General features: G+C 39.8%; 30 protein-coding genes and 1 pseudogene. 19 read left to right on the top strand and 12 right to left on the bottom strand.

The annotated features are described in order from the left end of the window. Nucleotides 1-7: 7 nt before the first annotated feature. The 4 genes from LZD48_RS15405 to LZD48_RS15390 form a co-directional block, all read right to left on the bottom strand. The gene (locus LZD48_RS15405; RefSeq protein ID WP_235763615.1) at nt 8-1,153 is read right to left on the bottom strand and encodes a mannitol-1-phosphate 5-dehydrogenase; all 1,146 of its coding nucleotides are present in this window, start codon (nt 1,151-1,153) and stop codon (nt 8-10) included. Beyond that, nucleotides 1,154-1,591 carry a PTS mannitol transporter subunit IIA gene (locus LZD48_RS15400; RefSeq protein ID WP_235763614.1) on the bottom strand — a complete coding sequence of 146 codons (438 nt, stop codon included), beginning with the start codon at nt 1,589-1,591 and terminating at the stop codon, nt 1,154-1,156. A gap of 270 nt (nt 1,592-1,861) precedes the next feature. Next, nucleotides 1,862-3,916 carry a BglG family transcription antiterminator gene (locus tag LZD48_RS15395; protein ID WP_235763613.1) on the bottom strand — a complete coding sequence of 685 codons (2,055 nt, stop codon included), beginning with the start codon at nt 3,914-3,916 and terminating at the stop codon, nt 1,862-1,864. Between the two features lie 16 nt (nt 3,917-3,932). After that, entirely contained in the window at nt 3,933-5,714 is a 1,782-nt protein-coding gene (locus LZD48_RS15390) for a PTS mannitol transporter subunit IIBC (RefSeq protein WP_235763612.1), read from the bottom strand. A 528-nt stretch (nt 5,715-6,242) separates the two neighbouring features. Here LZD48_RS15390 and LZD48_RS15385 point away from each other — a divergent pair. After that, on the top strand, nt 6,243-6,542 hold the full coding sequence (locus LZD48_RS15385) for a GNAT family N-acetyltransferase (protein ID WP_235763611.1): 300 nt from the start codon (nt 6,243-6,245) through the stop codon (nt 6,540-6,542). On the opposite strand, the gene LZD48_RS15380 is transcribed toward LZD48_RS15385, so the two are convergent. Next, the gene (locus tag LZD48_RS15380; protein WP_235763610.1) at nt 6,472-7,020 is read right to left on the bottom strand and encodes a short-chain dehydrogenase; all 549 of its coding nucleotides are present in this window, start codon (nt 7,018-7,020) and stop codon (nt 6,472-6,474) included. The two genes, LZD48_RS15385 and LZD48_RS15380, sit on opposite strands and share 71 nt — an antisense overlap. Before the next feature lie 107 nt (nt 7,021-7,127). Further along, on the bottom strand, nt 7,128-8,174 hold the full coding sequence (locus tag LZD48_RS15375) for an NADH:flavin oxidoreductase/NADH oxidase (protein WP_235763609.1): 1,047 nt from the start codon (nt 8,172-8,174) through the stop codon (nt 7,128-7,130). Between the two features lie 430 nt (nt 8,175-8,604). Here LZD48_RS15375 and LZD48_RS15370 point away from each other — a divergent pair, with 430 nt between their 5' ends. The 6 genes and pseudogenes from LZD48_RS15370 to LZD48_RS15345 all read left to right on the top strand — a co-directional run bounded on the left by LZD48_RS15370 (nt 8,605) and on the right by LZD48_RS15345 (nt 13,060). Beyond that, nucleotides 8,605-9,582: an ABC transporter substrate-binding protein gene (locus LZD48_RS15370; RefSeq protein WP_235763608.1), complete on the top strand. Its 978-nt coding sequence runs from the start codon at nt 8,605-8,607 to the stop codon at nt 9,580-9,582. A 1-nt stretch (nt 9,583) separates the two neighbouring features. Then, complete coding sequence (locus LZD48_RS15365) at nt 9,584-10,648, top strand: FecCD family ABC transporter permease (RefSeq protein WP_235763607.1); 1,065 nt, start codon at nt 9,584-9,586, stop codon at nt 10,646-10,648. After that, nucleotides 10,635-11,414: an ABC transporter ATP-binding protein gene (locus tag LZD48_RS15360; protein ID WP_235763606.1), complete on the top strand. Its 780-nt coding sequence runs from the start codon at nt 10,635-10,637 to the stop codon at nt 11,412-11,414. Before LZD48_RS15365 ends, LZD48_RS15360 begins: the two co-directional genes overlap by 14 nt. Continuing rightward, the gene (locus LZD48_RS15355; protein ID WP_235763605.1) at nt 11,411-11,821 is read left to right on the top strand and encodes an ankyrin repeat domain-containing protein; all 411 of its coding nucleotides are present in this window, start codon (nt 11,411-11,413) and stop codon (nt 11,819-11,821) included. Before LZD48_RS15360 ends, LZD48_RS15355 begins: the two co-directional genes overlap by 4 nt. Nucleotides 11,822-11,857: 36 nt before the next feature. Then, nucleotides 11,858-12,202: an antibiotic biosynthesis monooxygenase gene (locus LZD48_RS15350; RefSeq protein WP_235763604.1), complete on the top strand. Its 345-nt coding sequence runs from the start codon at nt 11,858-11,860 to the stop codon at nt 12,200-12,202. 199 nt (nt 12,203-12,401) lie between these two features. Then, nucleotides 12,402-13,060: pseudogene (locus LZD48_RS15345) on the top strand (HAD hydrolase-like protein). Nucleotides 13,061-13,250: 190 nt separating this feature from the next. On the opposite strand, the gene LZD48_RS15340 reads toward LZD48_RS15345, so the two are convergent. The 3 genes from LZD48_RS15340 to LZD48_RS15330 are packed head-to-tail and all read right to left on the bottom strand — an operon-like array spanning nt 13,251 to nt 15,683. Then, the gene (locus tag LZD48_RS15340; protein WP_235763603.1) at nt 13,251-14,009 is read right to left on the bottom strand and encodes a hypothetical protein; all 759 of its coding nucleotides are present in this window, start codon (nt 14,007-14,009) and stop codon (nt 13,251-13,253) included. Beyond that, entirely contained in the window at nt 14,006-14,920 is a 915-nt protein-coding gene (locus tag LZD48_RS15335; RefSeq protein WP_235763602.1) for an ABC transporter ATP-binding protein, read from the bottom strand. Before LZD48_RS15335 ends, LZD48_RS15340 begins: the two co-directional genes overlap by 4 nt. Continuing rightward, nucleotides 14,913-15,683, bottom strand: coding sequence for a MerR family transcriptional regulator (locus LZD48_RS15330; protein WP_235763601.1), 771 nt, complete (start codon nt 15,681-15,683; stop codon nt 14,913-14,915). The genes LZD48_RS15335 and LZD48_RS15330 overlap by 8 nt, the downstream gene beginning before the upstream one ends. 429 nt (nt 15,684-16,112) lie before the next feature. Between LZD48_RS15330 and LZD48_RS15325 the strand changes: the two genes are divergently transcribed. The 3 genes from LZD48_RS15325 (at nt 16,113) to LZD48_RS15315 (ending at nt 17,776) form a co-directional block, all read left to right on the top strand. Next, the gene (locus LZD48_RS15325) at nt 16,113-16,550 is read left to right on the top strand and encodes a MarR family winged helix-turn-helix transcriptional regulator (protein ID WP_235763600.1); all 438 of its coding nucleotides are present in this window, start codon (nt 16,113-16,115) and stop codon (nt 16,548-16,550) included. 64 nt (nt 16,551-16,614) lie between these two features. Next, nucleotides 16,615-17,565, top strand: coding sequence for a ring-cleaving dioxygenase (locus tag LZD48_RS15320; protein ID WP_235763599.1), 951 nt, complete (start codon nt 16,615-16,617; stop codon nt 17,563-17,565). Between the two features lies 1 nt (nt 17,566). Continuing rightward, nucleotides 17,567-17,776, top strand: a complete 210-nt coding sequence (locus LZD48_RS15315) for a DUF896 domain-containing protein (RefSeq protein WP_235763598.1) — start codon at nt 17,567-17,569, stop codon at nt 17,774-17,776. Between the two features lie 90 nt (nt 17,777-17,866). On the opposite strand, the gene LZD48_RS15310 is transcribed toward LZD48_RS15315, so the two are convergent. Next, on the bottom strand, nt 17,867-18,418 hold the full coding sequence (locus LZD48_RS15310; protein WP_235763597.1) for a helix-turn-helix domain-containing protein: 552 nt from the start codon (nt 18,416-18,418) through the stop codon (nt 17,867-17,869). Nucleotides 18,419-18,518: 100 nt separating this feature from the next. Here LZD48_RS15310 and LZD48_RS15305 point away from each other — a divergent pair, with 100 nt between their 5' ends. Together LZD48_RS15305 and LZD48_RS15300 are read left to right on the top strand one after the other, a co-directional pair. After that, nucleotides 18,519-19,244 carry an AzlC family ABC transporter permease gene (locus LZD48_RS15305; RefSeq protein ID WP_235763596.1) on the top strand — a complete coding sequence of 242 codons (726 nt, stop codon included), beginning with the start codon at nt 18,519-18,521 and terminating at the stop codon, nt 19,242-19,244. Next, entirely contained in the window at nt 19,241-19,564 is a 324-nt protein-coding gene (locus LZD48_RS15300) for an AzlD domain-containing protein (RefSeq protein WP_235763595.1), read from the top strand. The genes LZD48_RS15305 and LZD48_RS15300 overlap by 4 nt, the downstream gene beginning before the upstream one ends. Before the next feature lie 166 nt (nt 19,565-19,730). Here LZD48_RS15300 and LZD48_RS15295 read toward each other — a convergent pair whose 3' ends face one another. Continuing rightward, nucleotides 19,731-19,967, bottom strand: a complete 237-nt coding sequence (locus tag LZD48_RS15295; RefSeq protein WP_235763594.1) for a glutaredoxin family protein — start codon at nt 19,965-19,967, stop codon at nt 19,731-19,733. A gap of 17 nt (nt 19,968-19,984) precedes the next feature. Between LZD48_RS15295 and LZD48_RS18820 the strand changes: the two genes are divergently transcribed. Further along, nucleotides 19,985-20,110: a hypothetical protein gene (locus LZD48_RS18820; RefSeq protein ID WP_255771100.1), complete on the top strand. Its 126-nt coding sequence runs from the start codon at nt 19,985-19,987 to the stop codon at nt 20,108-20,110. On the opposite strand, the gene LZD48_RS15290 is transcribed toward LZD48_RS18820, so the two are convergent. Then, complete coding sequence (locus tag LZD48_RS15290; RefSeq protein ID WP_235763593.1) at nt 20,103-21,797, bottom strand: FAD-dependent oxidoreductase; 1,695 nt, start codon at nt 21,795-21,797, stop codon at nt 20,103-20,105. The genes LZD48_RS18820 and LZD48_RS15290 overlap by 8 nt on opposite strands. Nucleotides 21,798-22,014: 217 nt before the next feature. On the opposite strand from LZD48_RS15290, the gene LZD48_RS15285 reads away from it, so the two are divergent. From LZD48_RS15285 to LZD48_RS15260, 6 genes are all read left to right on the top strand, one after another. Then, nucleotides 22,015-22,275 carry a metal-sensitive transcriptional regulator gene (locus LZD48_RS15285; protein WP_235763592.1) on the top strand — a complete coding sequence of 87 codons (261 nt, stop codon included), beginning with the start codon at nt 22,015-22,017 and terminating at the stop codon, nt 22,273-22,275. A 24-nt stretch (nt 22,276-22,299) separates the two neighbouring features. Continuing rightward, complete coding sequence (locus tag LZD48_RS15280; protein WP_235763633.1) at nt 22,300-22,671, top strand: Lrp/AsnC family transcriptional regulator; 372 nt, start codon at nt 22,300-22,302, stop codon at nt 22,669-22,671. Nucleotides 22,672-22,834: 163 nt separating this feature from the next. Next, nucleotides 22,835-24,166, top strand: coding sequence for an alpha/beta hydrolase (locus tag LZD48_RS15275; protein ID WP_235763591.1), 1,332 nt, complete (start codon nt 22,835-22,837; stop codon nt 24,164-24,166). A 77-nt stretch (nt 24,167-24,243) separates the two neighbouring features. Then, on the top strand, nt 24,244-25,158 hold the full coding sequence (gene yabG / locus LZD48_RS15270) for a sporulation peptidase YabG (protein ID WP_235763590.1): 915 nt from the start codon (nt 24,244-24,246) through the stop codon (nt 25,156-25,158). Nucleotides 25,159-25,664: 506 nt separating this feature from the next. Then, nucleotides 25,665-25,907, top strand: a complete 243-nt coding sequence (gene veg, locus LZD48_RS15265; protein ID WP_235763589.1) for a biofilm formation stimulator Veg — start codon at nt 25,665-25,667, stop codon at nt 25,905-25,907. A 154-nt stretch (nt 25,908-26,061) separates the two neighbouring features. Further along, entirely contained in the window at nt 26,062-26,241 is a 180-nt protein-coding gene (locus LZD48_RS15260; RefSeq protein ID WP_156857427.1) for a small, acid-soluble spore protein, alpha/beta type, read from the top strand. Nucleotides 26,242-26,331: the final 90 nt, after the last annotated feature.

Here is a 26,331-nt window from a genome sequence, read left to right as displayed (position 1 = left end):
GTAATGTCTATCTTTCATTATAAGCCTTTAAAATAACTTCAAGCAAGGGATGTCCTTCTTCTAAACCGGAAACTTCTTTCAATGTTTCTCGGACCCCCTGTTCTGCAATCATCTTCTGTAATTTTACTGCCTCTTCATCTTGTTCATTAGTAAACTTAAGAGCAGCTGCAATTGTTTTCGCAAGGTAGGTTGGTGCTTTCCCGGTTACGTCCATATACATCGATGCCGGACGAATGAGTCGTTCTTTAGCACCAAGCTTACGAATTGGACCTCTTGCCACCCTTATGATTTCATCAGAAATATATGGATTCATAAAGCGGCCGATAATTTTCTCAATATATGCTTGATGTTCTTCCCGGTTAAAGCTATATGTTTGAATCAACGCTTCGCCTGACTCATGTAACGCGCCTTTTATTGTTTCTTGTACCTTTTTGTCATTAATTGCTTCTGTAATGGTGTGGTATCCCATCGGATGACCGATATAAGCGACAGCTGCATGGCCGGAATTGACCGTGAATAGCTTCCGTTCGATATAAGGGGTGAGATCTCGAACGAAAGTAATCCCATTAATCTCCGGCTTGGTACCTTTGAGTGCAGGTTCTTCCACAACCCATTCATAGTAAGGTTCTACAGAAACTTGAAGTAGATTGTCATGTTTCTGGTTCGGTACAATTCGATCCACCGCTGCATCCGGGAAGCCGAACAAGTTATCAAATATTGTCTTTTCATCTTGTGTCAGATGGTCGTAAACTTTCTCCTTTAAAAAGGAAGTGCCACCGACCATGTTTTCACAGGCGATAATATTTAGGGGTTGATTATTTGTTTTAGCTCGCTCTTTCAACCCCTTAGCGATGAGTTCAGCAATGATCGGCAATACATTTGGCCCGACAGCAGTTGTAATAATATCCGCTTGAACAATTGCCTGGACGACTCTCCCTGGGTCTTGGATACTATGAATTCCCGAAATGTTTTTAACGGTTAACGATTCGCTTTCTTCTGCTGCTAATACGACGTTGTATTGTTTTTCTGTGTTGATTTCCTTAATCACTTCTTCGTTCACATCGACAAAGGTTGTGTGATATGCCGCTTGATGGAGTAATAAACCAATAAAACCACGTCCAATATTGCCTGCACCAAAATGTACTGCTTCCATTTAGTTCACCTCATCAAAGATACGAATGATTTCTTCTTCTGACGCTGCGTCAAGAATCGATTGGATATTGTCTTCGTCGGAGAGCACGATTGCGATATTGGAGAGAATATCTAAGTGCTCGTCTCCTTTACCAGCAATTCCAATTAAAATTTTCACTGTGTTGCCATCTCCGTACGCTACACCTTCCGGAACGGTGACGACGGATAAGCCGGAATCATTTACTTCTGACTTCGCATCTTCTGTACCATGTGGAATCGCGACGAAGTTCCCCATATAGGTCGATGTTAATTCTTCCCGTTCAAACATTTTATCGATATAGGAAGATTCGACATAGCCATTATCTACTAGAATTTGGCCTGCATAGCGAATCGCTTCTTCCTGATTGTTTAATGAGACGTTCAACTTAATATTTTCTTTTGCTAATACTTCTTTTGCCATGGTATACACCACTCCTTATAGAGGTTGTTCAAAAAGTTCGGTAAAAATGACACTTTGTGAATGGGAGGTTCTACTAAGACCGTCCACGTCCTGTGGAAGCTCGTTGGCTCGCTTTTTCTCTCCTCATGTACCTACTGACGTACATTCCGGTGCCGGGAGCTTCGCCGCCTCGAATTTCGACGCACAGGATGTGCTAGTGTCGGCGTTGCAACAGAATGTTGCTTATTTAGCCGACCTCGGTCCTTTTTATCCTCCTTTTTGAACTTATATTTATAGTAATTTTTTATCCTTTAAAAACGTTTGAAAACGCTCGGCTAAATAGAATTTGATCGCTGTTTCATCTGCAGATTCAAACAAACGAACCGCTTCGTCTTCCTGGATGAGCAGACTGCTTAAATAACTTAGTGTCTCTAGCCTTTCTTGTTGAATATCTTCCGGGGCTAGCATGACTAGGATATGTTTTACTTTCATCTCTTTTCCGTCCATCCCCCTCATCGGACTCGCATTTTCCAATACATAAATGGAAAAGTGGATAGAAGGCACGTCTCTAGAGCGTGTATGGAAAAGTGCCAAGCTTGTATCTGGTATCCCAAGTCCGCCTGCTTGCTCTCTTTCCAGTAATTTAGTAAAAACTGTTTCACTGTTCTTTATTATTTTTCGTTTTTCCAAATCGATACAAATTGCTCGTAATGTAGATTCTTCATGATTGCGTTCATCAATATAGAAGGAATGAAGCAAATCAAGAATGGTATCGGTATAAAGTTTGATGGATTCTAACTGCAAGAGCGAATTCGCATTACTTTTTTGCTTTTCATTATTTACAATGAGCCTCTGCTGGCGGATTGCCTTTTTAATCTGATGGACTTCTGATTGATTTAACATTGGGGAAACGAGAATATAATCTGTGTCCTCCAATTCCGTTAAGGGGAGCGTTGAAATGATTAAATCATATTGATCCAAATCAGCTTCATCTACATCGAACATCGATTTGTTTTCAATTTGTTTAATTTCCGGTACTTGCTTCATTAATTGGGTAGCTAAGATTTTCGCTGTACCAATTCCACTGGAACAAATAACAAGGGCCTTCTGTCTTTCACCTTTTAGTAATGCAGCTGCAAAATGAAGGACGAGGAAACCAATCTCATCATCCGGGAAATCCAAGTCAGGAAAAATAACGCTTGCTGCTTCTGCAATTAAGTGAAACAAATCGTCGTAGTCATGTTTAATCTGATCAATCATCGGATTCGTGATCTTCATCTGTTTTTGCATCCGGTAAATGGCTGGTTTCAAATGGGTAACTAAATCATTCAGTAATGGGTTGTTTCCCATCATATCAACATGGAGCTGTTTACTTATATAAGCGATCAACTGTTTGACTTGGTAGGCGAATCCTGAGTTCTCCACTTCTAACAAAACATGTTGGTCTGCACGGAGTTTCGCTCCCATTAAATGCATGGTAATATAACCGATCTCATCTTCAGGAATATCGATGTCCAGGGCCGTCTCCAATTCATTGATGATTTTTTCAGCTATCTTATATTCCTCTGTACCCTGTATCTGTTTGAAGTATGCCCGGTCAAATTGAATCGTATCTCCCTTTTTTAGTCGCTCGATTGCGAGTGCAAGGTGGACGACTAATCCGACACGGGCGCTGTCTGCTAACTCATACGGTAGTTCTGTGCTTGCAGTTCCTACGGTTTTTTCAATAATTTTTAATGTATCTGGATTGACGAGTCCTAATAAGCGGTTGGAAATGGTCGGCGTTTGCTTGTTTTGAATATTTTCTTTTAGTAGGGAGATGAAAGAAAAGGGATCCACGTATTTTGCAATCAAATGAGTGATTGCGGACCGTTTATTTGCTTCGTCTCCTTCAATTTGTACACCATATCCTCTTCTTCGGATAATCGTTAAGTGAAAGTTCCCTAACGCTTCTTCCAGTTGATCCAAATCATTTCTGACAGTGGCAATCGTTACATCTAATTCATGAGCAAGGGTGAACAGTTTCACCGGCTCATTTGATTCAAGCAGCATGGATAGAACCATGGCTTGTCTTTCTTCCTGAGTGTAATCAATAGGATTAATATTGGAAAGCATCCGTTCTAATAATTGCTTATCCGCTTGGTTACCAACGATTTGGAGCCCGACGCCCGCTTTTTTGTCGAGCTCCAATTGGTGGTTTGAAAGAATTTTTTCAATGCTTTTTAAATCACGGTGAATCGTTCGCGAACTAACATCAAGTGCTTTAGCGATATCTTCGACAGTCACTTGTCCTTGGTTCTGAAGTAAGAACAAGATGATTTTTCTTTCTCGAGCTGTAATACTCAAGGTCAATTCTCCCCCACTAGTTATCTTTCAACCGTTCCACCAATTCGTCATATTTCGGGCTGTTTAGGAAATTATCAACGGAAATATGCTCTGCCGTTGGAAGTTTATTCTTCGCACGGTCGGTCAAATCCTTATGGGTGATGACAATATCTGCATCATCCGGGATGTCATTAATCGCTTTATTCGTTACGAAGATGTCAATATCTGCCTTCTTGAATTTATTTTTCAGTAACGAGGCACCCATCGCGCTTGAACCCATACCAGCGTCACAGGCGAAAATAACTTTATTTACATCTTCCTGTTCTGGTTCAGGTGCTGTCTCTTCTTTCTCTTGATCTAAATCATCTGCCACATCTCCTGTAAGCAATCGATCTACGAGTTCATCATATTTCGGGCTGTTCAGGAAGTTATCGACGGAAATATGCTCAGCTGTTGGAAGTTTCGCTTTTGCACGATCGGTCAAGTCTTTATGGGTGATAACAATATCCGCATCATTGGGAATATCATTGATTGCTTTATTCGTTACGAAAATATCGATATCCGACTTCTTGAATTTATTTTTCAGAAGGGATGCACCCATCGCGCTTGAGCCCATACCAGCATCACAAGCGAAAATAATTTTATCGATTTGTTCTGGTGTTTTCTTCCGGGTAGTGACTGTTTTTACAATCTCTTTATTTTCTTCTTCATCTTGGTTCAAAGCACCTGTAACAGAGCTTTTCTTGCCTTTCATTGCTTCCATTTTACCTGCAGCATCTGCTAAACTGTCCGTCTCTGTCTTGCTTGATTTCAAAATGATAGCAGCAATAACAAAGGTGACGGCTGCTGCCACTAGAACACCTAAGATTACACCAAGATAACTGTCTTGTGCCGTCATCGCAAGGACAGCGAAAATACTACCAGGTGATGAAGGGGCAACTAATCCCGCACCAAATAGCTGGAACATGAATACACCACTCATACCACCAGCGATGACTGCAAGAATTAGAATTGGTTTCATCAATACGTAAGGGAAATAAATTTCATGAATCCCACCGAAGAACTGAATGATTGCAGCCCCTGGTGCAGAACTCTTGGAAGCACCTTTACCAAAAATCATGAATGCGAGTAAAATACCGATACCTGGGCCAGGGTTTGCTTCCAACAGGAATAGTATTGATTTCCCGACTTCACTCGCTTGATCCGCACCAATCGGACTTAATATTCCATGGTTAATTGCATTATTCAAGAATAGAATTTTCGCAGGTTCAATAATGATGTTCGCAAGTGGCAATAACCCTGCGGCAATAATTACTTCCACTCCTGCTGCAAGTGCTGTGTTCAATCCTTCTACTACTGGACCAATTGCATAGACAGCAATAATCGCAAGTAGTGCCGCCAATATACCAGCGGAGAAGTTATTGTAAAGCATCTCAAACCCTTGACGAATCTTCGCCTGGAAGAGATCATCTATTTTCCTCATTAAATAGCCGGCAAGTGGTCCCATCACCATTGCTCCGAGAAACATTGGAATATCCGCTCCGACGATAACTCCCATCGTAGCCGTAGCACCAACAATCCCACCACGTATGTCATAGACCATCCGGCCGCCTGTAAACCCTATCAATAATGGCAATAAGTAAATAAGCATCGGGTCGACCATTGTTGCCAATTGTGCATTTGGCAACCAACCATCTTCAATAAATAAAGCCGTTATAATTCCCCAAGCAATAAAGGCACCGATGTTCGGCATAATCATTCCGCTTAAATAACTGCCGAATTGCTGTGCTTTTGCTCGAATGCCCTTCTTTTCAGCCATCTTTCCACACTCCCTTAATTGAAGTAATATCTTATACTTCTATTTTAAAGCAATCCGTTGGCACTACTCAATGGAATCTAAACATATCTTTGGCAGACCACTTGTTGACATTATTTTAAATGGATTGTCTCTGTTGTTACTATGCCCAACTTGAGTGATAAGATAAACCCGAATTAGAAAATGGAAACCAATGATTTATTCAGTTAGCGTACATTTGTTCAATAAATAGGAAAAGGGATGTCAGAGACCCTTGTCTGTAATGATATAAAATATAATCAATAAAAGCTTGGAGGGAATATCCATGAATATTTTCAATCATTAAAGCAGCTCCAGAACATGGAGAAGAAATTAGTAGAATTTGTTCCATTGGCTGGCTGCAAACGGTTTAAAGTGTTTATGATGAGGAGTACCAAAATAAAAATGTAGAATATTGGTATAACCATGAGCGGGTACATGACGATATTGTGAAAGGTACATACACACATGTTGCATTAGTGAACGGGAAAGTTGTCGGGACATGGAGGGGGGATGACGGGTCCGGATGTTAGTGAGATTTACGTTTTCTATGTTGATGATAATTATAGATATAAAGGAATCGGTGCAAAACTACTCAAGGCATTTACAAAGAAGCATATAGAAAGAGGTGCGAAAAAACAGTATGTATCTGTACAAGAGGGAAATGACTTGGTATCCCTATCTACAAGGCGCGGGGCTTTGCACAGCAGGAACAAGCTGGGCGCTACTGGCGGCGAATTGGTTAAGGTCTATCTTCCCATGGCTCGAGTTGACCAACAATCATTTGTTTCTGTTTTGTCTTTATCGCTGTAATTGTACCTAAAGAAATCTCCTTGTTTGTTAGCCATCTGGAATAATTGTTTTCCACGACAAAGCCTAGCTGCACTTGATGGTATAAGCAATTTCCTGGTACAGATATCTTTTGTTGGATTTTTCTTAAGTCTGTACTGCTCCCTAGTATATGGAACAATTCCCATTCCTTTTGATTTTTGGAGACTTTATTTGTGATGATTGACAGGGCATTTTCAGCAATGGAATGAATCCATGCAACTACGATATTGATATTGCCATTTTTCTTGATTGTATCGCTAATTTGTTCTTGTAACTTTTCTTCATTTGTATAATTAACGAAGAGTGGTGTTATCTTTTCACCCGAAATAGTCTTGCTCATTAGTTCTTTCATCCGTTTAGGGTTACGAGCAACGATGGACACGTGATAACCTTGTTCAACTAACCAGAGTGATACGTCCGATAACATTCCTGTTCCGCCAACTACTAATGCGTGCTTCATTCCGATTAGCTCCTTCTAAATTAACTTTTAAAAACAAGTTCTATCACCGCGATATGAAGGAATCATTACCCGTTCAGACACATGAACAGGTAATGATAAAATTTTTACTACCTTATCCCTCTCTCGTATTGAAGTGGTGGGCTTACTTTCCGAGTTAATTCTTTCTCTGCATGTAATCCCCAATAAGGATCATGAAGCATCCCTCTAGCTATAGACACGAGCTCTGCATCTCCATTTGTGATGGTCGCTTCAGCAAGTTCTGGATTACTCAATTTGCCGACTGCAATTACTGGTACGTCCAATTGTTTCTTAAACTCCCGTGCGAAAGGCACTTGATAGCCTGGCGTGTTGAGTGGTTTACGTTTGCCTGGAGGTCCTTCTCCACCACTGGAAACGTGAAAGACATCAACGCCAGCTGCTTTAAAACGCTTGGCAATCGCGATCGAATGATCCAAGTCATATCCTCCGTCGATATATTCCACAGCAGACATCCGCATAAGAAGTGGCATGTCCGCAGGTATGACAGTTTTTACTGCTTTAATGATTTCTTCACCGAACAAAGCTAAATCTTTTCCATACTCATCTGTACGATTATTAATGCTCGGCGACATGAATTGATGGATGAGATAGCCATGCGCTCCGTGTAATTCAATTGTATCAAATCCAGCTTTTACTGCTCTTTCGGCAGCTTCCTTAAATTGCTGAACCGTTTCTTTTACTTCCTCTGTCGTTAAAGCTCTTGGGGCTTTTAGTGCGCCACTTTTTGTTTCTTCTTGCAGAACTTCTACTGGAATATCGGAAGGAGCTACAGGCTGAACAGCGTCCTCAGCTTTTCTTCCCGCATGAGCGATTTGAATACCAACCTTGGCATCATGCTTTTTGATCGCTTGAACAAGGCGTTCGTAATGTGGAATATGTTCATCTGACCATAATCCAAGATCGTTATCTGTAATCCTCCCCTCGGGAGTAACACTCGTCATTTCCATAATGATGAGACCAGTTCCTCCGATTGCTCGCGAGACGTAGTGGACAAAATGCCAATCATTTGGAATCCCATCTTCTTTTGTAACGGAATATTGACACATTGGTGCCATGACAATCCGGTTTTTTAATGTTAAATTCTTAACTGTGTAAGGGCTGAATAGTTGACTCATCATGTAAAACTCCTTTCATTACGTTGTTTGCGCATGTTTACAATGTACCTTTTAATCTATACAGGTGCAAACAAATGAATTTAGAAAGGATTATTCTTATGAATCATAAAAAAACTGGTTCATGGTTTAAATAATCTAAGTTCTATGGAAACTCGGCTTTTTTGTTATCGCATAAAATATTCTTATTAGCAGACTTAATGAATTTCATAATACGTATTTAATGCTTCACCATCACCATATGTAGTTGGTTCGTTCCCAACTACATATGGTGATGGAAAGTCGACTTTGGTAATTATGAAATTCATTCGACTAACTAATTTTATCTAAAAATTTAAATAAAAACTATTGACAATGATAATCATTCTCACTATAATGGCAATGAACGGTGAGAATGATTATCATTATTAATTATATGAAAGGGGAAGAAAATATGAGGAAATTATCTATATTTATTATTTCTATATTTTTGCTAATCGTACTAGCAGCATGCGGCACAAGTGCAGAGGAAACGGAAGAGGATGTTCAGGACACAAATGATACGGCAAGTGAATCATCAGATAAAGAAAGTAATTTGCCGATTGAAGTTACAGATGCGTCAGGTGAGACAATCACGTTTGAATCGATTCCTGAGTCCGCTGCTACGTTAAGTTCAGGAGATCTTGATATTTTACATAATCTTGGAGTGGAAATCGTTGGAAGACCAACAACAAATGTTGAAGTTCCTGCAGATGTTGAGGATGCTCCTGAAATAGGGAATCTTCATCAGCCCAATTTTGAGAAAATTGCCGAGGCTAATCCAGAAGTGTTAATTGCGCCGCTCAGCTTCGAGCGGCATGCCGCTAACATAGAAGAGCAAGGAACAAAAGTTGTATATTCAAACGCAAACTCCATAGCTGACATTCAAGAAACAATCGAAGTGTTTGGACAAATATTCCATAAGGAAGCAGAAGCAGAAAAAATAAACAATGGGATAACAGAGAAAACGGAAGGCATCGAAGTGGATGAAGAAGACCCTGTTCGTGCGTTGCTCGTATATGGAACAACCGAGAGTTCCCTCGCAGCACTTCCTAACTCGCTTTCTGGTGATTTACTGGAAAAGGCTGGTGGAGAAAATATCGCACAAGACTTTGAACTTGCAGAAAACTTTCCGAACTATGCTAATTTAAGTCCAGAAAGGATTATTGAAAGAAACCCGGAAGTCATTATGTTAATCACACACGGTGAACCAGAAACAGTGAAAGAAGCTTTTGAACAGGAAATGGAAACAAATGCAGCATGGTTTAATTTGGATGCGGTTAAAAATGGAAATGTAGTTATTCTACCATCGGATTTATTTGGCGCTAACCCAGGAACGAAAATTGTTGATGCGTTGGAAGTAATGAGCGAAAGCCTGGAGAGTGTTAGGTAGAATGGAATCTGCAAAAGTAAACGTACGTACATATTCTGCCGAGGAGGGACCGAAGCAGCATGATCGGCATCCGCTTGCAAAAAGACGGCTCATTGTATTAGTTTCATTAAGTATTACGCTCATCCTTGTTTCGTTATTCAGTTTGATGGCGGGAGCTGTATCTTTTTCCATCAGCGAGATATGGAACGGACTTTTTGATTCCTCCGATACACTCGAAAGACGTATTGTCTGGGATTTACGGCTCCCTAGAGTATTGATTGGAGTAGTTGTTGGTATGTGCCTTGCGTCTGCGGGAGCAATCTTGCAAGGGGTTATGCGAAATCCATTAGCTGATCCGGGTATTATCGGTGTTTCTTCCGGGGCAGGTCTTGTTGCAGTAATCATTATGATTATTTATCCAACTTATATTGCTTTATTACCCCTTGCTGCTTTTATCGGTGCATTGGTAACAGCTTTAATCATCTATGCGTTGTCATGGAGGGGTGGGACTTCCGTTGTACGCATTATTCTAGTGGGTGTTGCCATCAATGCCATTATCGGTTCGTTTATGTCAGCCCTGATGCTGCTTTACAGTGACCGGGTACAAGCGGTCCTTCCATGGTTGGCGGGAGGAATCGGTGGAGTTGGCTGGGTGCAGTTTAAAATGATTATTTACTATGTCATGATAGCGCTTATCTTAGCTTTATTTTCAATCAAACATATTCGTGTCCTAAGGCTTGGTGATGAATTGGCAAAATTACTCGGCCATCATGTAGAACGAAGCAGGTTTTTCCTTATTGTTATGAGTACGCTCTTAGCTGGTATTGCGGTCAGTGTTTCTGGGTTAATCGGATTCGTTGGTCTTGTTGTTCCACATATTTTACGATTGATCATTGGTGGAGATTATCGCTATTTGCTTCCGGCATCTGCGCTTGGAGGTGGCCTGCTTGTCGTACTGGCGGATACGATTGCCAGAAGTGCCTTTAATCCGATTGAACTTCCTGTTGGCATTCTGCTGGCGTTTATCGGTGGTCCATTCTTTTTATATTTGATTCAGAGAAGGAGGGGTCCGGTTGCTGGTCACTAAGCGTTTAGATTTCGAGCATTCTACTGCTTTTCAGCTGGAAGATATCAATTTATCCATCCAAAAGGGTGAGATTGTTAGTTTAGTCGGTCCGAATGGTTCGGGAAAATCTACACTGCTGCGTCTCATGTCCCGTCTCATTTCTCCAAAAAGCGGGGAAATCCTGTTGGTTGGAAAAGCAATTAAATCGATGAAGACGGAGGATGTAGCAAAGAAACTAGCGATGCTTCCTCAGATGCTGGATCATCAATTAGACCTGACGGTGGCTGAACTTGTTGAATTCGGCAGGTATCCGCATCGCGGGGCATATAGTAAGCTGACGACGGAGGATAAGAAAGTTACCCAATGGGCGATTGAGATTACAAAGCTTCAGTCCTTCCGAAATCGAATGTTGCATTCCCTTTCAGGTGGAGAAAGACAACGAGCATGGATTGCTATGGCAATAGCCCAGCGTCCGGAAATTTTACTGCTGGATGAGCCAACAACATTCCTTGATATATCCCATCAATTGGAAGTCATGGAGCTTGTCAAAGATTTGAATGAGAATTTTGGCATGACGGTTGTAATGGTATTACATGATATTAACCAAGCAGCAAGGTACAGTGAGAGAATGATTGTACTAAAGAACGGAAAGGTCCTCTATGATAGCACGCCAACTGATGTGCTGCGCCGGGAGATGTTTCAATCTGTATTCGGAATTGATGCTAATATTTATAAAGAATCTGGGAAAACCTTTTTTACCCCCATGAAATTAGGAAAGGAAGGATGAATGTGAACAGCAAGCCTTTAGATATTGAATTAGTAAGGGAGTTCGTCATCGCTGCACATGGTGATTTTGAAAAAGTAAAACAACTCGTGACAGAAGAACCGGCATTAATCCATTCGGTCGTGAACTGGGGAGGGGATGACTGGGAAAGCGGACTGGGAGCAGCTGCGCACACCGGCAATCGATCCATTGCAGAATGGTTACTCGAACGTGGGGCAAGGCTAGATATATTTGCAGCAGCCATGCTTGGAGAATTAGGCGTCGTCTCTTCTATCATCGAACGATTCCCGGAAGTGTTGCAGGAAAAGGGTCCACATGGAATTCCACTCATCCGCCATGCAGAAAAAGGTGGGGAACAAGCTAAATTTGTCGTCGAATATTTGAAATCAAAAGAACAATTGATACATTAATTGTAGTAGTATGACCTGTAAAAGGAGGAAAATAAAATGATAAAAGCAGTCAATACCATTCGAATTGAAAAAGGTCGGTCAGATGAAGTGCTTCCCCTCTTTCAAAAACCAAAAGATGTCCATAAATTTGAGGGATTTGTAGTAATGGAAGTGTTGAGGAATGAAACAAGTGAAGAATATGATGAATTGGATATTTGTACGACATGGGAAGAGAGAAAACACTTTGATCAATGGCTGGAAGCGAGAAATCACCGAAAAGAGCAGCAGGGTCAGCAGGCAGGGAAAAGGTCAGAAGACAGTCCCATTTTAGGGGCAGAATTGAATATCTACGAGGTCGCTTATCGACATGAGCCTACTCGGAAACAGGAAAAGGAAGCATAGATGTTTTCCGTCATTTTGCATATTACCCCCCATTATGTGCAGTGACTTTGTATATAGAAAGGGCTATCGTTGGATGGCTCCTTTTTTAATTCAGAAACGATGAACGCTATAAGCATCCCGCAGGAAATCCTAAGCGTTAGCGCGCTAATATATGCTATACTTTATGAATTGACTGAATAATAAAAAAGGGAATATAGAAATGACTCAATCACTAATCTTTGATATGGATGGAACATTATTTCAAACCGGTAAAATTTTAGAGTTATCTCTGGAAGATGCATTTGAACGTTTACGGTCATTGAAAAAGTGGAATGCGAAACACCGATTGATAAATATCGTGAAATTATGGGTGTGCCTTTGCCAAAAGTATGGGAAACGTTAATGCCTGATCATTCTCGTGATGTTAGAGAGCAAACAGATGCTTATTTCTTGGAGAAGCTCTTAAACAATATAAAAGGCGGGAAAGGTGCATTATATCCGAATGTAAAAGAGGTTTTCAGTTATCTGAAAGCAAATGATTACTCGATTTACATTGCAAGTAATGGGTTAACCGAATATCTTAAGGCAATTGTAAGTTATTATCAATTGGATCATTGGGTTACGGAGACATTCAGTATCGAGCAAATTGATTCCTTGAATAAATCAGATCTAGTACAGCGTATAATCACGAAATACAATATTACCCAAGGCGCAGTAGTAGGCGACCGGCTATCGGATATAAACGCTGCAAAAGATAATGGTTTAGTTTCAATCGGATGCAATTTTGACTTTGCGAAAGAAGAGGAACTTGCACAGGCTGATATTGTGATGGATGATCTAATGGGTCTGAAAAAAGTAATGCCAGAATTAGCGCATTAAATCATAATAAAGAAGTAGAATGAGAACCACCGCTCGTTCTACTTTGTACTTTTCTCAAGCGTACCTCGTGATCTGGAAAAATATTGATTTCCAAACAGCAAGGGGACAGGGAGGTGAATACCTAGCAATAGATAAAGTAATAAATGGAAAGGGCCTGCCAGGCTTTGCTATAACTGCCTCCCTTGAAAAGTTAGTAATCCATTTTTTTAAATTTCCATTGTCCTATTAGACTTGAAACAATAATCCATAATAATAGGACTAATATTGCTCGGAGAAGTGAGCCATCAGCAGAATGAACATCGATGAGCGCGGATAATGCATCCTCGGGAAAAATCGGTAATAATATATCGGAAATATCGGCGGGAAACATTTTAATGAGCGCTGGGAGGAACATCACGCTTAATGCAAAAGCTGCTCCCCCAAATGCGGATTGCAGATAAAAAGTACCTGACGCGCTTAATAGGCTGTAGAATAATACCATCACGATAGAACCAACAATCTTTGTAAAAATATTGAGAGCGAATATGGATAAGCCCCCCATACCATTCATTGATAATACTAGCTGATCAATGGCAAAGAAAAGCAGTATTAATACAATACTAAGAAGAATGGCGAGGATGGATATAAATGAAACTTTAGACAGGAAATAATTCCCTCGAACAGGAGTAATTGCAAGGTTTGTATGAACCGCTCCCGAAGTTAAATCTTTTTTGACAAAATTAGCAGTAAATATAAGGAGCATAATTGCCGCGACATCCATGCCAAGTAATGTTATATCAATAACCTCCATACTGGATAGCTCTATTAATGCTCTTCCTTGTGTAACATTTGTAGTGAATAAAAAAATCATTCCCAGTAAGATACTTAAACAAATGGTTGAAATCAGAAAGGATCGATTACCTGGAAGGTAGAATATTTTTTTGAAATCCGCCTTAATTAAGTTTTTCATTTGGTCTTCACCCCTTTTGCAACATATTCTACTTTCCCATCGGTTATTTCGGTAAATAGGTCTTCTAAAGAAGGGTTTACTTTTGTTAGTTGAAATAGGATAATTTGATGATCATGAGCTAACCTTCCGATTTCACTTGCCTCTAAGTTTCGTACTTTCAAACCTGCGTTATGAGGTTTGATTAAAGCATGTTTTTTCTGTAGCACGTTTTTAAATTTAGCAATATCATTTGCTTCAACATAAACATAGGAACTTAAACTTTTTTCATTCATTTCCCCCATTGTCATGTCAGCTAGCAACTTACCCTGCCCGATAATGACAACCCGATCAGCAACGGCTTCTATTTCCCTCATCAAGTGGCTGGAAACAATAACGGCTTTACCGTGGTCAGCAAGTTGTCTGAAAAGCTTGCGCAGCCATTTAATACCGTCTATATCCAGGCCGTTAAAGGGCTCATCTAATATAATTGTGTCAGGGTTGCCGATTAATGCAGTTGCAACACCCAAGCGCTGTTTCATTCCTAGCGAATAAGACTTCACTTTTTTATTTTTCACACTTTGCAATCCAGTTACATCCAACATTTCTTCTATTCTACTTTTTTCAATACCTGCCGCTGTTGCAATAATCGACAGATGCTGTTCCGCAGTAAAGTTTTTATCTAATGTGGATGGGTCAATTAATGTTCCGATTTTTTTCACTGGTTCTCGGAAATCACTGTATTTTTTTCCGTCAATTATTACTTTTCCATGTGTAGGTTGAACGAGGGAAATGATCATTTTCATTGTTGTTGATTTACCAGAACCATTAGGACCAAGGAAGCCTGTAACTGCTCCTGGCTGAAGCGTTAAATTTAGACGGTCAACCGCTGTTTTATCACCAAACTTTTTTGTTAGATTTTCTGTTTTAATCATTGATTTCACCCTTCCTCTCAAGGTAATAGCGATGTGCTGCTTCGATGAAAGCTTTGGAAAAGTTGTATAAAAATAAATCTTCCTCTGGCCACTGGTCGCTTAGATCAGAGCCTCTTTCATATTCCGCCAGTATTTCGGGGTCATCCGTAGCGTTTTTAGTGAATCTATCCCATTTTTCTCCCAACTGGTATCCTGCCTCGTTTTCATATTGATTACTGTTTAGCTTTAACGCAGCAGCTTCCAAAATAAGCTGTTTCCACTGCCAGTAGAAATCTATAATTTCCCTGTAGTCGATATCTCTGCTTTGAAATACCTTTTTAGTTTGTTCATCGTATTCGACATTTGCATAGTCCAATACAGTTTGTTTATTTAAGCCGCATATCAGCTTTATTATCGGCTCTATATCCTTATCGGGATTTAACTCAATGGAGTTTTCGACAACTTTAATAATAATCAAATTCATTTTAATTTCCATTTCTTGCTGGAATAGAATATCAGCCTGTTTATTTAAAATCTTTTTCATATCAGAGAAATCATTGAAATTTGTTAAGTGATTTTTAATTTCTTTAAGTGGCATGCCAATTCGTTTATAGAATAAGATTTGTTGAAGCCTCATTAAATCATTTTTGTTATAGTATCTTAATTTTTTATTCTTATCTCGCTGTGCAACAAGTAAATTGATTCGATCGTAGTATTGAATGGTTCTTATCGTTGCTCCAGATAACTTTGCTAATTCACCGACAGTGTACCGTTTTTTATTCATTCCATAACCTCCTGATTTAATTAAATCACATTACGTAACGTCGTCTGCAATACCTTTTAAAAAAACCGTGCTAATTAGGCTGCATATTGTGATTAAATATGAAGTAGGGAATTTATTCGATTATTTACAGTTTGTGCAAGGAAATGCTGACTATGCTTGGGAAAGTCGGGGTCTATTCATTACTGCTATTAACGATAAAAAGCCCTACAAGTCATTTAAGGATAATAGGCAAAGATCGTGAAATAATTCAGGCCGATATATTATCCTTCTCGAATAACTTAACATGGTGAATGAAATAAAAACAGAATAATTTGATTAGTAATGCTAAACATTGAATACATGAAAGAAATATACTTAATTCAAAACAAACACCTTGCAATTTAATCAGTTGAGGGGTAAAGTGATAGTAACGAAAGGGAGTGAGGCAATTTGAAAAAGAATACACGAGGTTCCTTAATCTGGCTAAGGATTGCACGATTTACGCATCAAAGTAACCTGTTATCGAATGAATTCCTAAAACAATTTGACATTACTGCTGCGCAATTCGATGTGTTGAACCAGGTAGCCACTTACCAGCCAATCATGCAAAGTGATCTCGCTACAAAAGTAACGGTATCACCTGGTGGGATATCGCGCATGCTCACTCGCCTGGAGCAAGAAGGTTATATCCAGCGCAAGCAAGATTGGAAGACGAAATGGATTTCTCTCACCTGTAAAGGGGAAGAGAAAATGCAGCAAGTGTTTCATCATCAGCTTCATTTCCAAACAACGATGCTAAATGGCTGTTTGACAGAAGAAGAGCAAAAGATATTATATCAATTAATGACAAAACTACAGAAGCATACCGCATCAGAGTTAGAGGGTTGAATATAAACAATTATTTTTTTTAGTTATCAGTTGACTAGTAAACTTAAAAATGGAGGAGATTGACATGTTTACCATACCAGGACATCATCATATTTCGATGATTACAAAGAACGCCAGTCAAAATAATCACTTTTATAAACAAGTACTAGGTTTACGCCGTGTGAAAGTAACGGTGAACCAAGATGATCCATCGATGTACCATTTATTTTATGGAGATAAGACAGGTAGCCCAGGTACGGAACTGACCTTTTTTGAAATTCCAATGTCAGGACATACGTATCGTGGTACAAACGCAATCACAAGAATCGGGTTATTAGTACCATCAGTGGAAAGCCTGCATTATTGGAAGGAACGCTTTGAAAAATATGACGTATATCATGATGAAATTAGCACATATGCGAATCGTCCGGCATTAAAATTTGAAGATCCAGATGGACTGCGTCTCGTGTTGCTCGCTTCCAGTGAACGAATCGACCACTGGGAAACATGGGAGAAATCAAATGTCCCCGAAGAGCATCAAATTCAAGGCATGGGGCCGATTGAAATGACCGTGCGCAGGCTTGAGAAGTTAGCAAATACGCTTACAGATATGTTCGGTTACACAGAGGTAAGCCGGAATGAAAGTGAAGCAATTTTTCAATCTGTTGAAGGAGAGACTTTTGGAGAAATTGTTGTGAAATATATGGATGGCCCATCGGAAAGACCAGGACGTGGCAGTATCCATCACTTAGCAATTCGTGTGCGCAATGACGAAGAACTAGCGTATTGGGATGAACAGGTAAAACAAAGGGGTTTCCATTCATCGGGAATTGTGGACCGTTTCTATTTTAAGAGCCTGTATTTCCGTGAATCAAACGGGATTCTTTTTGAAATTGCAACGGATGAGCCAGGATTTACGGTTGATAGTGATGTGGAAAGCTTAGGCGAGCAGCTTGATTTACCGCCGTTTCTTGAAGAACGAAGAGAGGAGATTGAAGCGAAATTAGCTCCGATTGAAGAAAAGGAGGAAGAATAAGATGATTGAGATCTTACCAAGAATCAATGAATTGGCCAAAAAGCAACGTGAAGCAGGACTAACTTATAAGGAGAAGGCTGAACAGAAAGTGCTCCGGGAAAATTATTTACGAGCAATCCGCGGACAAGTGCTTGATACATTTTCCGGGATGAAGGTGATGGACCCGCTTGGGCAGGATGTAACGCCGGAGAAGGTGCGGGAATTGAAATAGGAAGCTTGAGTAGTATCGTTTCGGATTTTCCCGCAAATTAAAAGGCAGTAGAGGAGAGTATCCTTTGCTGCCAATTTTTTATTCTAATGATCATTCCGGATAAAAGATAACAGTAAAAAATCTGACCAGCTCATCCGTATCATTTTTATACATATGAACTGTATTTGCAGGAAACTTAATGGTTTCATGTGCCTTTAATTCAAACTTCTCATCATGAATCTCAAGCGTAAGTGTCCCACATTGGATCAATATATATTCCTCACCAAGATGTTTCTCCGCTTGATGGCTGAATCCGGGCTTCAATTCTACGGTAAAAATTTCAAATTTCTTCTCCGGATGGAATGGAAAGACGGAATAGACAAGATAATTACCCCCGTCGTCAATGACAGGACGGAGCTTCGACATATCGATTTTTTCAATTCTAGGTTTCTCTCTTTCCTTAAGAAAACTAGAAAATGACACTTGTAGCCCATTGGCAATCTTCCAAAGTGTAGTGACGGTCGGATTGGATTTGCCTCTCTCGATTTGAGCCAGCATTGCTTTACTGACCCCAGTCAATTCGGCAAGTTGATCAAAGCTTAATCCCCTCGCTTTTCTTATTTCAGCAAGATTGTCTGCGATCACTTCTTGAATGAATTCCATATCAAATCTCCTTGACTCTTTAATATGTTTATTATAGCATATGATAAACAACATAACATACATAGGTTTAATTTAATGGACAAAAGGGTGGGAGGAAATAATGAGTGAGTTGACAAAAAAGTTAGATGATGAATATAAATTGTCTACTTTTTCTCAAGGTGTTAAGGATTGTATTCCGACTTTATTCGGTTATATCAGTATTGGAATTGCTGCAGGAATTGTGGGTGCTTCGTCAAATTTGAGTGTGCTTGAAGTTGCCCTTTTATCTATACTTGTTTATGCTGGTGCAGCTCAATTTATTATCTGTGCATTGATTGTAGCAGGCAGTCCTATATATGTTATTGTATTTACAACTTTCATTGTGAATTTAAGGCATCTATTATTATGTATGACCTTAGCTCCTTATTTCACAAAGTATTCCCTGTGGAAAAATATTGGGATCGGCGCTCTTGTCACAGATGAGTCATTCGGTGTCGCTGCGAATAAAATTGTTCAAAAAGAAACGTTCAATGATCGCTGGATGAACGGGTTGAATATAACTGCTTATATTTTTTGGATTCTTTCTTGTGTCGCAGGTGCGATTTTTGGAAAATGGATTTCGAACCCGGAAGTACTTGGGTTGGACTTTGCGTTAACAGCTATGTTCCTGGCTTTACTCGTATTGCAGTTAGAGCATATCGATGCAGGTAAATTGAAATTTTATCTCTCATTAATTGGTTATGTCGTTGTATTCATGTTAATTTTCAGCATGTTCATGCCTTCTTATATTGCAATTATCTTGGCTACAATTATCGTTGCTACGATTGGAGTGGTAAAAGATAAATGAGTATAAATATGACCATACTTTTAATTATAGTAGGCTGTGCGATTGTTACCTTTATTCCAAGGGTTATTCCGTTCATTGTTATTCGAAATATAGCCCTTCCGAAAGTTGTCGTCCAATGGCTTTCATTTATACCAGTTTGTATTTTCACCGCGCTGATTGTGGATAGCTTTATCATTCAAGATACGGCAGTATTAGCGATCGATTGGAGAGTGCTTACCGCTATTATTCCAACACTTCTTATCGCTTTATGGACAAAGAGTTTATCGGCTACTGTTCTGGTAGGGATTGTATGTATGGCGACGGTCCGTTTTTTTGTTTAAATTCTAGGAAAAGTTGCATAGTCAACCCTCTTTGGATACCCTTATCTAAAAGAGGCCTGACACTTTCATTCAGGGTAATTGTTTGCATTTTTAAGTCATATATTTGAATGAAAAAAGAAAAGGCTGGAACATCGTGAGGTTTTGTCCCAGCCTTTTGCTATAATAATTAACCATTCAATGCCTGCATCATCTTCTCCGGATTAAAACCGGAGATCAATTTCCCGTTTATCTTTGTTTGCGGCACAGACAATCTTTTTGTTTTCGTAACCAATTGAAGCATGGCGACCGGATTCATATCCACATTCACTTCCTTGTACGGAATTTCTAACGTATCGAGAAAGCTTTTAACCATGCCGCATACTGGACATAGTGCTGATGTATATACGATTGTCGTCTGATTCACGATGAATACCCCATTGAATGAATTTCATAATTACCAAAGTCGGCTTTTCCATCGCCATATATAGTTGGGAACGAACCAACTCAACTACATATGGTGATGGTGAAGTATTAAATACGTATTATGAAATTCATTTCATTAGTTAAAGTTATATGCTGTTACAATTTTTTCTCTTCCAGTAACGAGATCATTAAAATATTCATAGAGATTAATACCTAAATAGGAACCGGAAATGTTGTATATGTTTGTATAGCCGAGGTTATTTAAAGCGATGACCATATTATAGCTTCGTTGACCAGAACGGCAGTGGACATACACGGGTTCGTTTGTAGGGATTTCATCTAATCGGTTCCTGAACTCACTTAATGGAATATTGACTGCATGCTTCAGGTGACCTGATTCAAATTCGCCTTTTTCCCTAGCATCGATTATAAAGGCATTGTTCTCAACTAATCCGCGGACTTCGGAAACCTTTACCTCTTGGTAGCGTCCCTCCAGCTGATTAAGGGCTACGAGTGCTGCATGGTTTACAACATCTTTAGCTGTTCCTAACATTGGAGAGTATGATAGTTCGAGGTCTTTTAAGTCTTCCAATGTTCCATTCATTGTGAGCATCGTTGCAATGATATCAATCCGTTTATCGACATTTCCTTTTCCGATTGCTTGGGCGCCGAGAATTTTTCCTGTCGGGTATTCGTAGACTAATTTAAAATGCATCGGATTACTGTCCGGCATCAAGCCCACTTTATCTGCAGGCATGACATAAACCGAATCGTGAGATATACCAGCTTGCTCAGCGGTTGTCACATTCAGTCCAGTTGAAGCTGCATTCAAATCAAAAAGCTTGATGGATGACGAACCGATCACACCCTGATTCCTGTTCGAAATGCCATACATATGATCAGCTGCCGCCCTCGCTTGCTTTTGGGCAGGACCTGCGAGTGCAAGTCTTGTCGGTTTGTGTAAGAGGCGATGATGCACTTCGATTGCATCTCCGACAGCATAAATATCTTTATCGTTTGTTAAATAGTTATGATCGACTTTAATTGCTCCAGTCCCACCAATTTCAAGTCCGGATTCTTCTGCTAAAGTTGTTTCCGGCCTCACACCGATAGCCAAGACAACCGCGTCTGCTTTTATCCTTTTTTCTGAACTTGTTTCGATATAACCGTCTTCAATTTTTGTCAATCCATCATCTAAAATGAGCTCAATTCCGTTATCCACCATTTCTTTATGAAGGATTTGTGCCATATCGTAATCGTACGGTGCCATGACTTGGTTGGCAAATTCAACTAACGATACATTGTGACCAGCTAGTTTGAGATTTTCAGCAACTTCCACGCCAATGAAGCCACCGCCAACAACTGCGATATCTTTCAAGTCCTTTTGCTTAATGAAATTACTCACATTCTCAATATCGACGACGTTACGGATTGTAAACACATTGTCATTATCGATACCTTCCAAGTTTGGCTTAATCGGTTTTGCTCCAGGCGACAATACTAATTTATCGTATGTTTCTTCATATGTTTCATCAGCTATTAAATCTTTTACGGTGATTGTTTTTTGATCCCGATTAATTGTAATAACTTCTTGATTGACCTTTGCTTGAATATTGTAGCGTTGTTTAAATATATCTGGATTGATTAGAACAAGCTGCTCGCTATTTTCAACAATCCCACTCAAATGATAGGGTAAGGAACAATTGGAAAAGGATACATGAGGCCCTTTTTCAAACATGATAATTTCTGCATTCTCATCCAATCTTCTCACTCTGGCGGCCACGGAGGCACCACCAGCAACTCCGCCAATGATTACTATTTTTTTTCCCATAAGCACACTCCTATTTTATTTTTCCTTGGATTACCTAACGGGGTATATGCTGCACCTTGTAATACATAATACATCTGACTTCTCGTTAATATCATATACCCCTAAGGGTAATTTGTCAACACTTACGAAGGTGAGTATCCATGCGGTTATGTTGACAAAATACGGGTTAGGGTATAATATAATGTTGCTTACCATATGTAAAAGAAGGAGAATAACGATGGAATATAATGATCAAATGAAAAATAGAGTAAAGCGCATGGAAGGACAACTCCGCGGCGTTTTAAGAATGATGGAAGAGAGTAAAGATTGTAAGGATGTTGTTACACAATTATCAGCTGTTCGGTCGGCGGTCGATCGAACACTAGGTGTAATTGTAAGCACGAATTTAGTTGAATGTGTCCGTGCAGCAGAAGCAGATGGCACGGATGAAGGAGAATTAATAAAAGAAGCTGTCAACCTACTTGTTAAAAGCAGATAAAAAACAAGAGGTTGATTTTTTTTGATTAACTGTCTATTCCGGGTATTTACCGACAATGTATTAAGACAGGGGGCAGTACATGAAGCGGCGACAGCGCGAGTATTAAAATTAGAAGATGCTGGAGTGATTGAAGGATACACCATCAAAGTGGACCAAGCGAAATTAGGATATGAAGTCCATGCCTTTATTACAGTTTTCGCCCATCATATGAATCATCAGCCTTTCCATACTTTCATCAAAAAACAAGAATCATATGTGCAAAACAATTATAAAATAAGTGGTGAAGGGTGTTATCTTTTAGAATGTAAATTTCCATCCAATGACTTGTTGGACAGTTTCTTAAAAGAACTGAACAAGTATGTAAACTATAAATTGTCGATCGTGATTAGCAAATAGAAGGAATTACGTTAATGTGATAATGGAAAGGTTTTTAATGATAAAATGAGTGGAAGTCTTAATGATAGGTGAGAAAAATTCTTATTGGGTGATGTAAATGGTGCTAGGAGAGAAGAAGGAACGCTTATACAGGGCTTTATGGAGGGCATCAGGTGGATTGCTGATGCTTCACGTATGGCTTGAAGGGTATTATGTAGATGCAGTCCGGTCCATAGGTGTAATTATTTTATGTTTGCTTATTTGTTTTATTGTCTTTAGTTTTGTTATTAAAAACAATACAGAAAGGATCCGCGGCACGGCTCTTATTCTCGGTGTGCTTGCTATTTCATTTGAGGTAGCTTGGCTTGCCATGAATTGGTATCCCGCTTTTGTAATTGCCCAAATACTTGTAATTGGGCTTGGGCTCTATTGCCTTATTATCGGCAAAAGTCGATTGGGAAGAGCTAAGAACAAAAGTGGTCGATTGAATGGATGGAAAATTACAGGACAGATACTTAAATCGGCGGGTATTGTTATGTCGTGTTTGATTTCGTTCATTGTGATTGTAAACTTTATAACACCCGCTCCATTGATGAGTATCACACAATCGCAATTAGGATATGGCAATCGTGATTATGCACCTGCTATGGAACAGACAATCCTCGAGCACGGTCATTTAAAGGTAAATGATATTAAATATGGCGAGGAATACCCAAATAGTTATTTGGATGTGTACATTGTGAACAATGATCTGGATACGGAAAGACCAACGTATTTCTTCGTTCATGGCGGTGGCTGGACAATAGGTGATAAGAAGCTTGAGGACAATGCCTATTATGAGCAGATGCTTGGAGCAGGATATAATGTTGTTTCCATCAATTATGCCCTATCCCCTGAATATACTTATCCTGTGCCGTTAGAACAACTGTCTCAAGCCGTCGAATTTATGCAAGAACATGGGAATGAATTCGGAATAGATATGTCAGAAGTTATCTTTGCGGGCAGTAGTGCAGGAGGGCAAATTGTCGGACAGTTTTTGAACGTGCAAACGAATGAGGCATATGCGGAGAAAATTGGCATTGCTCCGGTAATTCATCGAGATGCTATTAGGGCTGCTGTATTAGACTCCGCGGCGCTTGATATAAGGAGGATGGGGAAAACAAAATCCCCAGTCGCTTCTTCTAATTGGACTTTCTATCAATTCAGCAGAAATTATTTTAAAAAAGAACATTTAATTAATGGTACGGATAAAAATGCTGAAGAAGCGAATGTCATTGTCCATGCAACAGAAAGTTTTCCACCTGTTTTCCTGGCAGATGGAAATACTGGAACATTTCCGGATCAAGCGAAAGATTTTGCCGCAAAGCTAAATGATCTGGGGGTAAAGCATGAGCTGTATCTGATTGATAAAAATAAAGCAAGACTGGGACATGTTTTTATGGATACTCCTTCCAAATATACAATTGATTATACGAAGAAAAAGATAGCCTTTTTAACGAATGTATTAAAGCAGTGAAGCCCTTGATTTACAAGCACAGATTGTAGACACCTCTCATAGCCTATAAAAGGAATGCTGGGCTGGGAGGTGGATATATGGATATAAAGATTGGTGATATCGTGACACGGAAATCCTATAACCACGATGTAGTTTTTCGTGTGTCCGAATTAGAAAAGCAACTGGTGTTGCTAAGCGGGACAGAAATGCGACTGCAGGCCGATGCACCGCCGGACGATCTAACGAAAGTGAATCGGAAAGATTTGGAAAGCAGGCAAAAGACCTCGAAGGAAAAAGAAGAATTTTCTTATCGTTTATTCCGCCAGGATTATCAGTTGATGCGAGAGAAGAAGGCCCATCAGATAAGCGGTGGTTATGAGCGGAACTTTTCATATTTCCAGCTTCCTGCCAAGGTTTTGCATTTGGATGGCGACCCGATTTATTTACGGAAATGCATCAGTTTGTATCAGCGGATGGGTCTGCATGTGCATGGTGTTCATTTACTTGAAAAAGATATGCCTCAGGCAGTTGGCCCGTTAATTGAACGGATTCAGCCGAATCTGATTATTGTAACCGGTCATGACTCCTATTCGAAAAATAAAGGCGAGAAGAAAGATTTACGTGCTTACCGGAATTCTAAGTATTTTGCAGAAACGGTACGGGAAGCAAGGAGAGTGAATCCTCATCTTGATCAGCTCGTTATCTTTGCAGGTGCGTGTCAATCCCACTTTGAGTCGATTATCAGGGCTGGTGCAAATTTTGCCAGCTCGCCGTATCGAATTAACATTCACGCATTAGACCCCGTTTATATTGCGGCAAAGATTGCTTATACCTCTTTTATGGAGAGTGTCAATGTTTCAGATGTTCTTCGCAATACATTGACCGGAGAAAAAGGCATGGGTGGCATTGAAACCCGCGGTCTCCTCCGAACCGGAATGCCGTACCTCGATGGCACAGAGGAAGAAGAACCTGCTGATCCAAATACCCCAACAAACAATATCATCGAATTTTAATACCAAAAGATGTATCGAGCCTGTCAGTGACCTATTATGCTAAGACAAAGCGAGTCGGGTTGATGATAGGCTCTATCTGTGTCCTGTAACGGCGATACTGCGTGGAATGCATCACTGACAAGCTCTGTCAGTAGCGAAGTGCATGAAAAAGGCCACGGATAAGCTTCCCCAAGTACCAATCGTAATGAGAAAATAAAGGAAATGGAACTGATGCGAGCTGTCAGTGCTCAGGTAAGTTAAAATCAATTACTTCAGGGGTACAGACTTTTTAACCGTGTTCTAGGTCAGGGTATTTACCTGTATTTTTACCGGGTTGGCTAGCTATAAAGCGTTATACGGCAAATTTTCATGTAAACCGTACATAAAAAGTTAATAATTACTAATAATACGTAATAAGACCTAAGTTTTATTGTTGACAGGTAAAATACAATCCTGTTATAATATTTAGCTTTATTTGACTAATGAACGAGCCTGTGCTATAATAGGATGCAGTGAGGTGGAGTGTATTGGCTAAAACATTGAACGAAATTAAGCAAGGTCTTGACTGCCAAATAGGTAGACGTTTGCGTTTGAAAGCAAACGGTGGCAGAAGAAAAACGATTGTAAGATCCGGGGTATTAGCAGAAACTTATCCTTCTGTATTTATCGTGGAACTTGATCAAGACGAAAATGCATTCGAACGTGTGTCATACAGCTACGCAGATATTTTAACAGAAACAGTCGAACTAAGTTTTTTAGAACAAAAATAAAGGACGTGCATAAAGCGGTGGAGCGGTAACATTCCACTGCTTTATTTTTTTACGGATTTTCCCACTATTCCCGTAAGCTTCCACGGTTCATTATCCAAAGAACGGTCAAACTATACATGTCGTAACGAGACTAACGAAAAGGAGCTGTTTTTTCATGGGAAGGCGTCGAGGAATCATGTCAGACCAACTGAAAGAAGAAATTGCTAAAGAGTTAGGGTTTTACGACACAGTCCAGCAAGAAGGCTGGGGTGGCATTAAAGCACGAGACGCTGGAAATATGGTGAAACGTGCGATCGAGATGGCAGAGGAGAACCTCGAGAAAGGCAAGCGCTAGTCGCTTGCCTTTTTCTTATGTATTCGCTTTCGCTATTGAAGGTCGCACCTCTTTTTGGATTATGATACAATTTGTTTAACTTTTCGTTTT

The organism is Oceanobacillus alkalisoli, assembly GCF_021556485.1.
GTDB classification, from domain to species: Bacteria; Bacillota; Bacilli; order Bacillales; family Amphibacillaceae; genus Oceanobacillus; species Oceanobacillus alkalisoli.
This window is presented reverse-complemented; position numbering and strand designations above follow the sequence as displayed.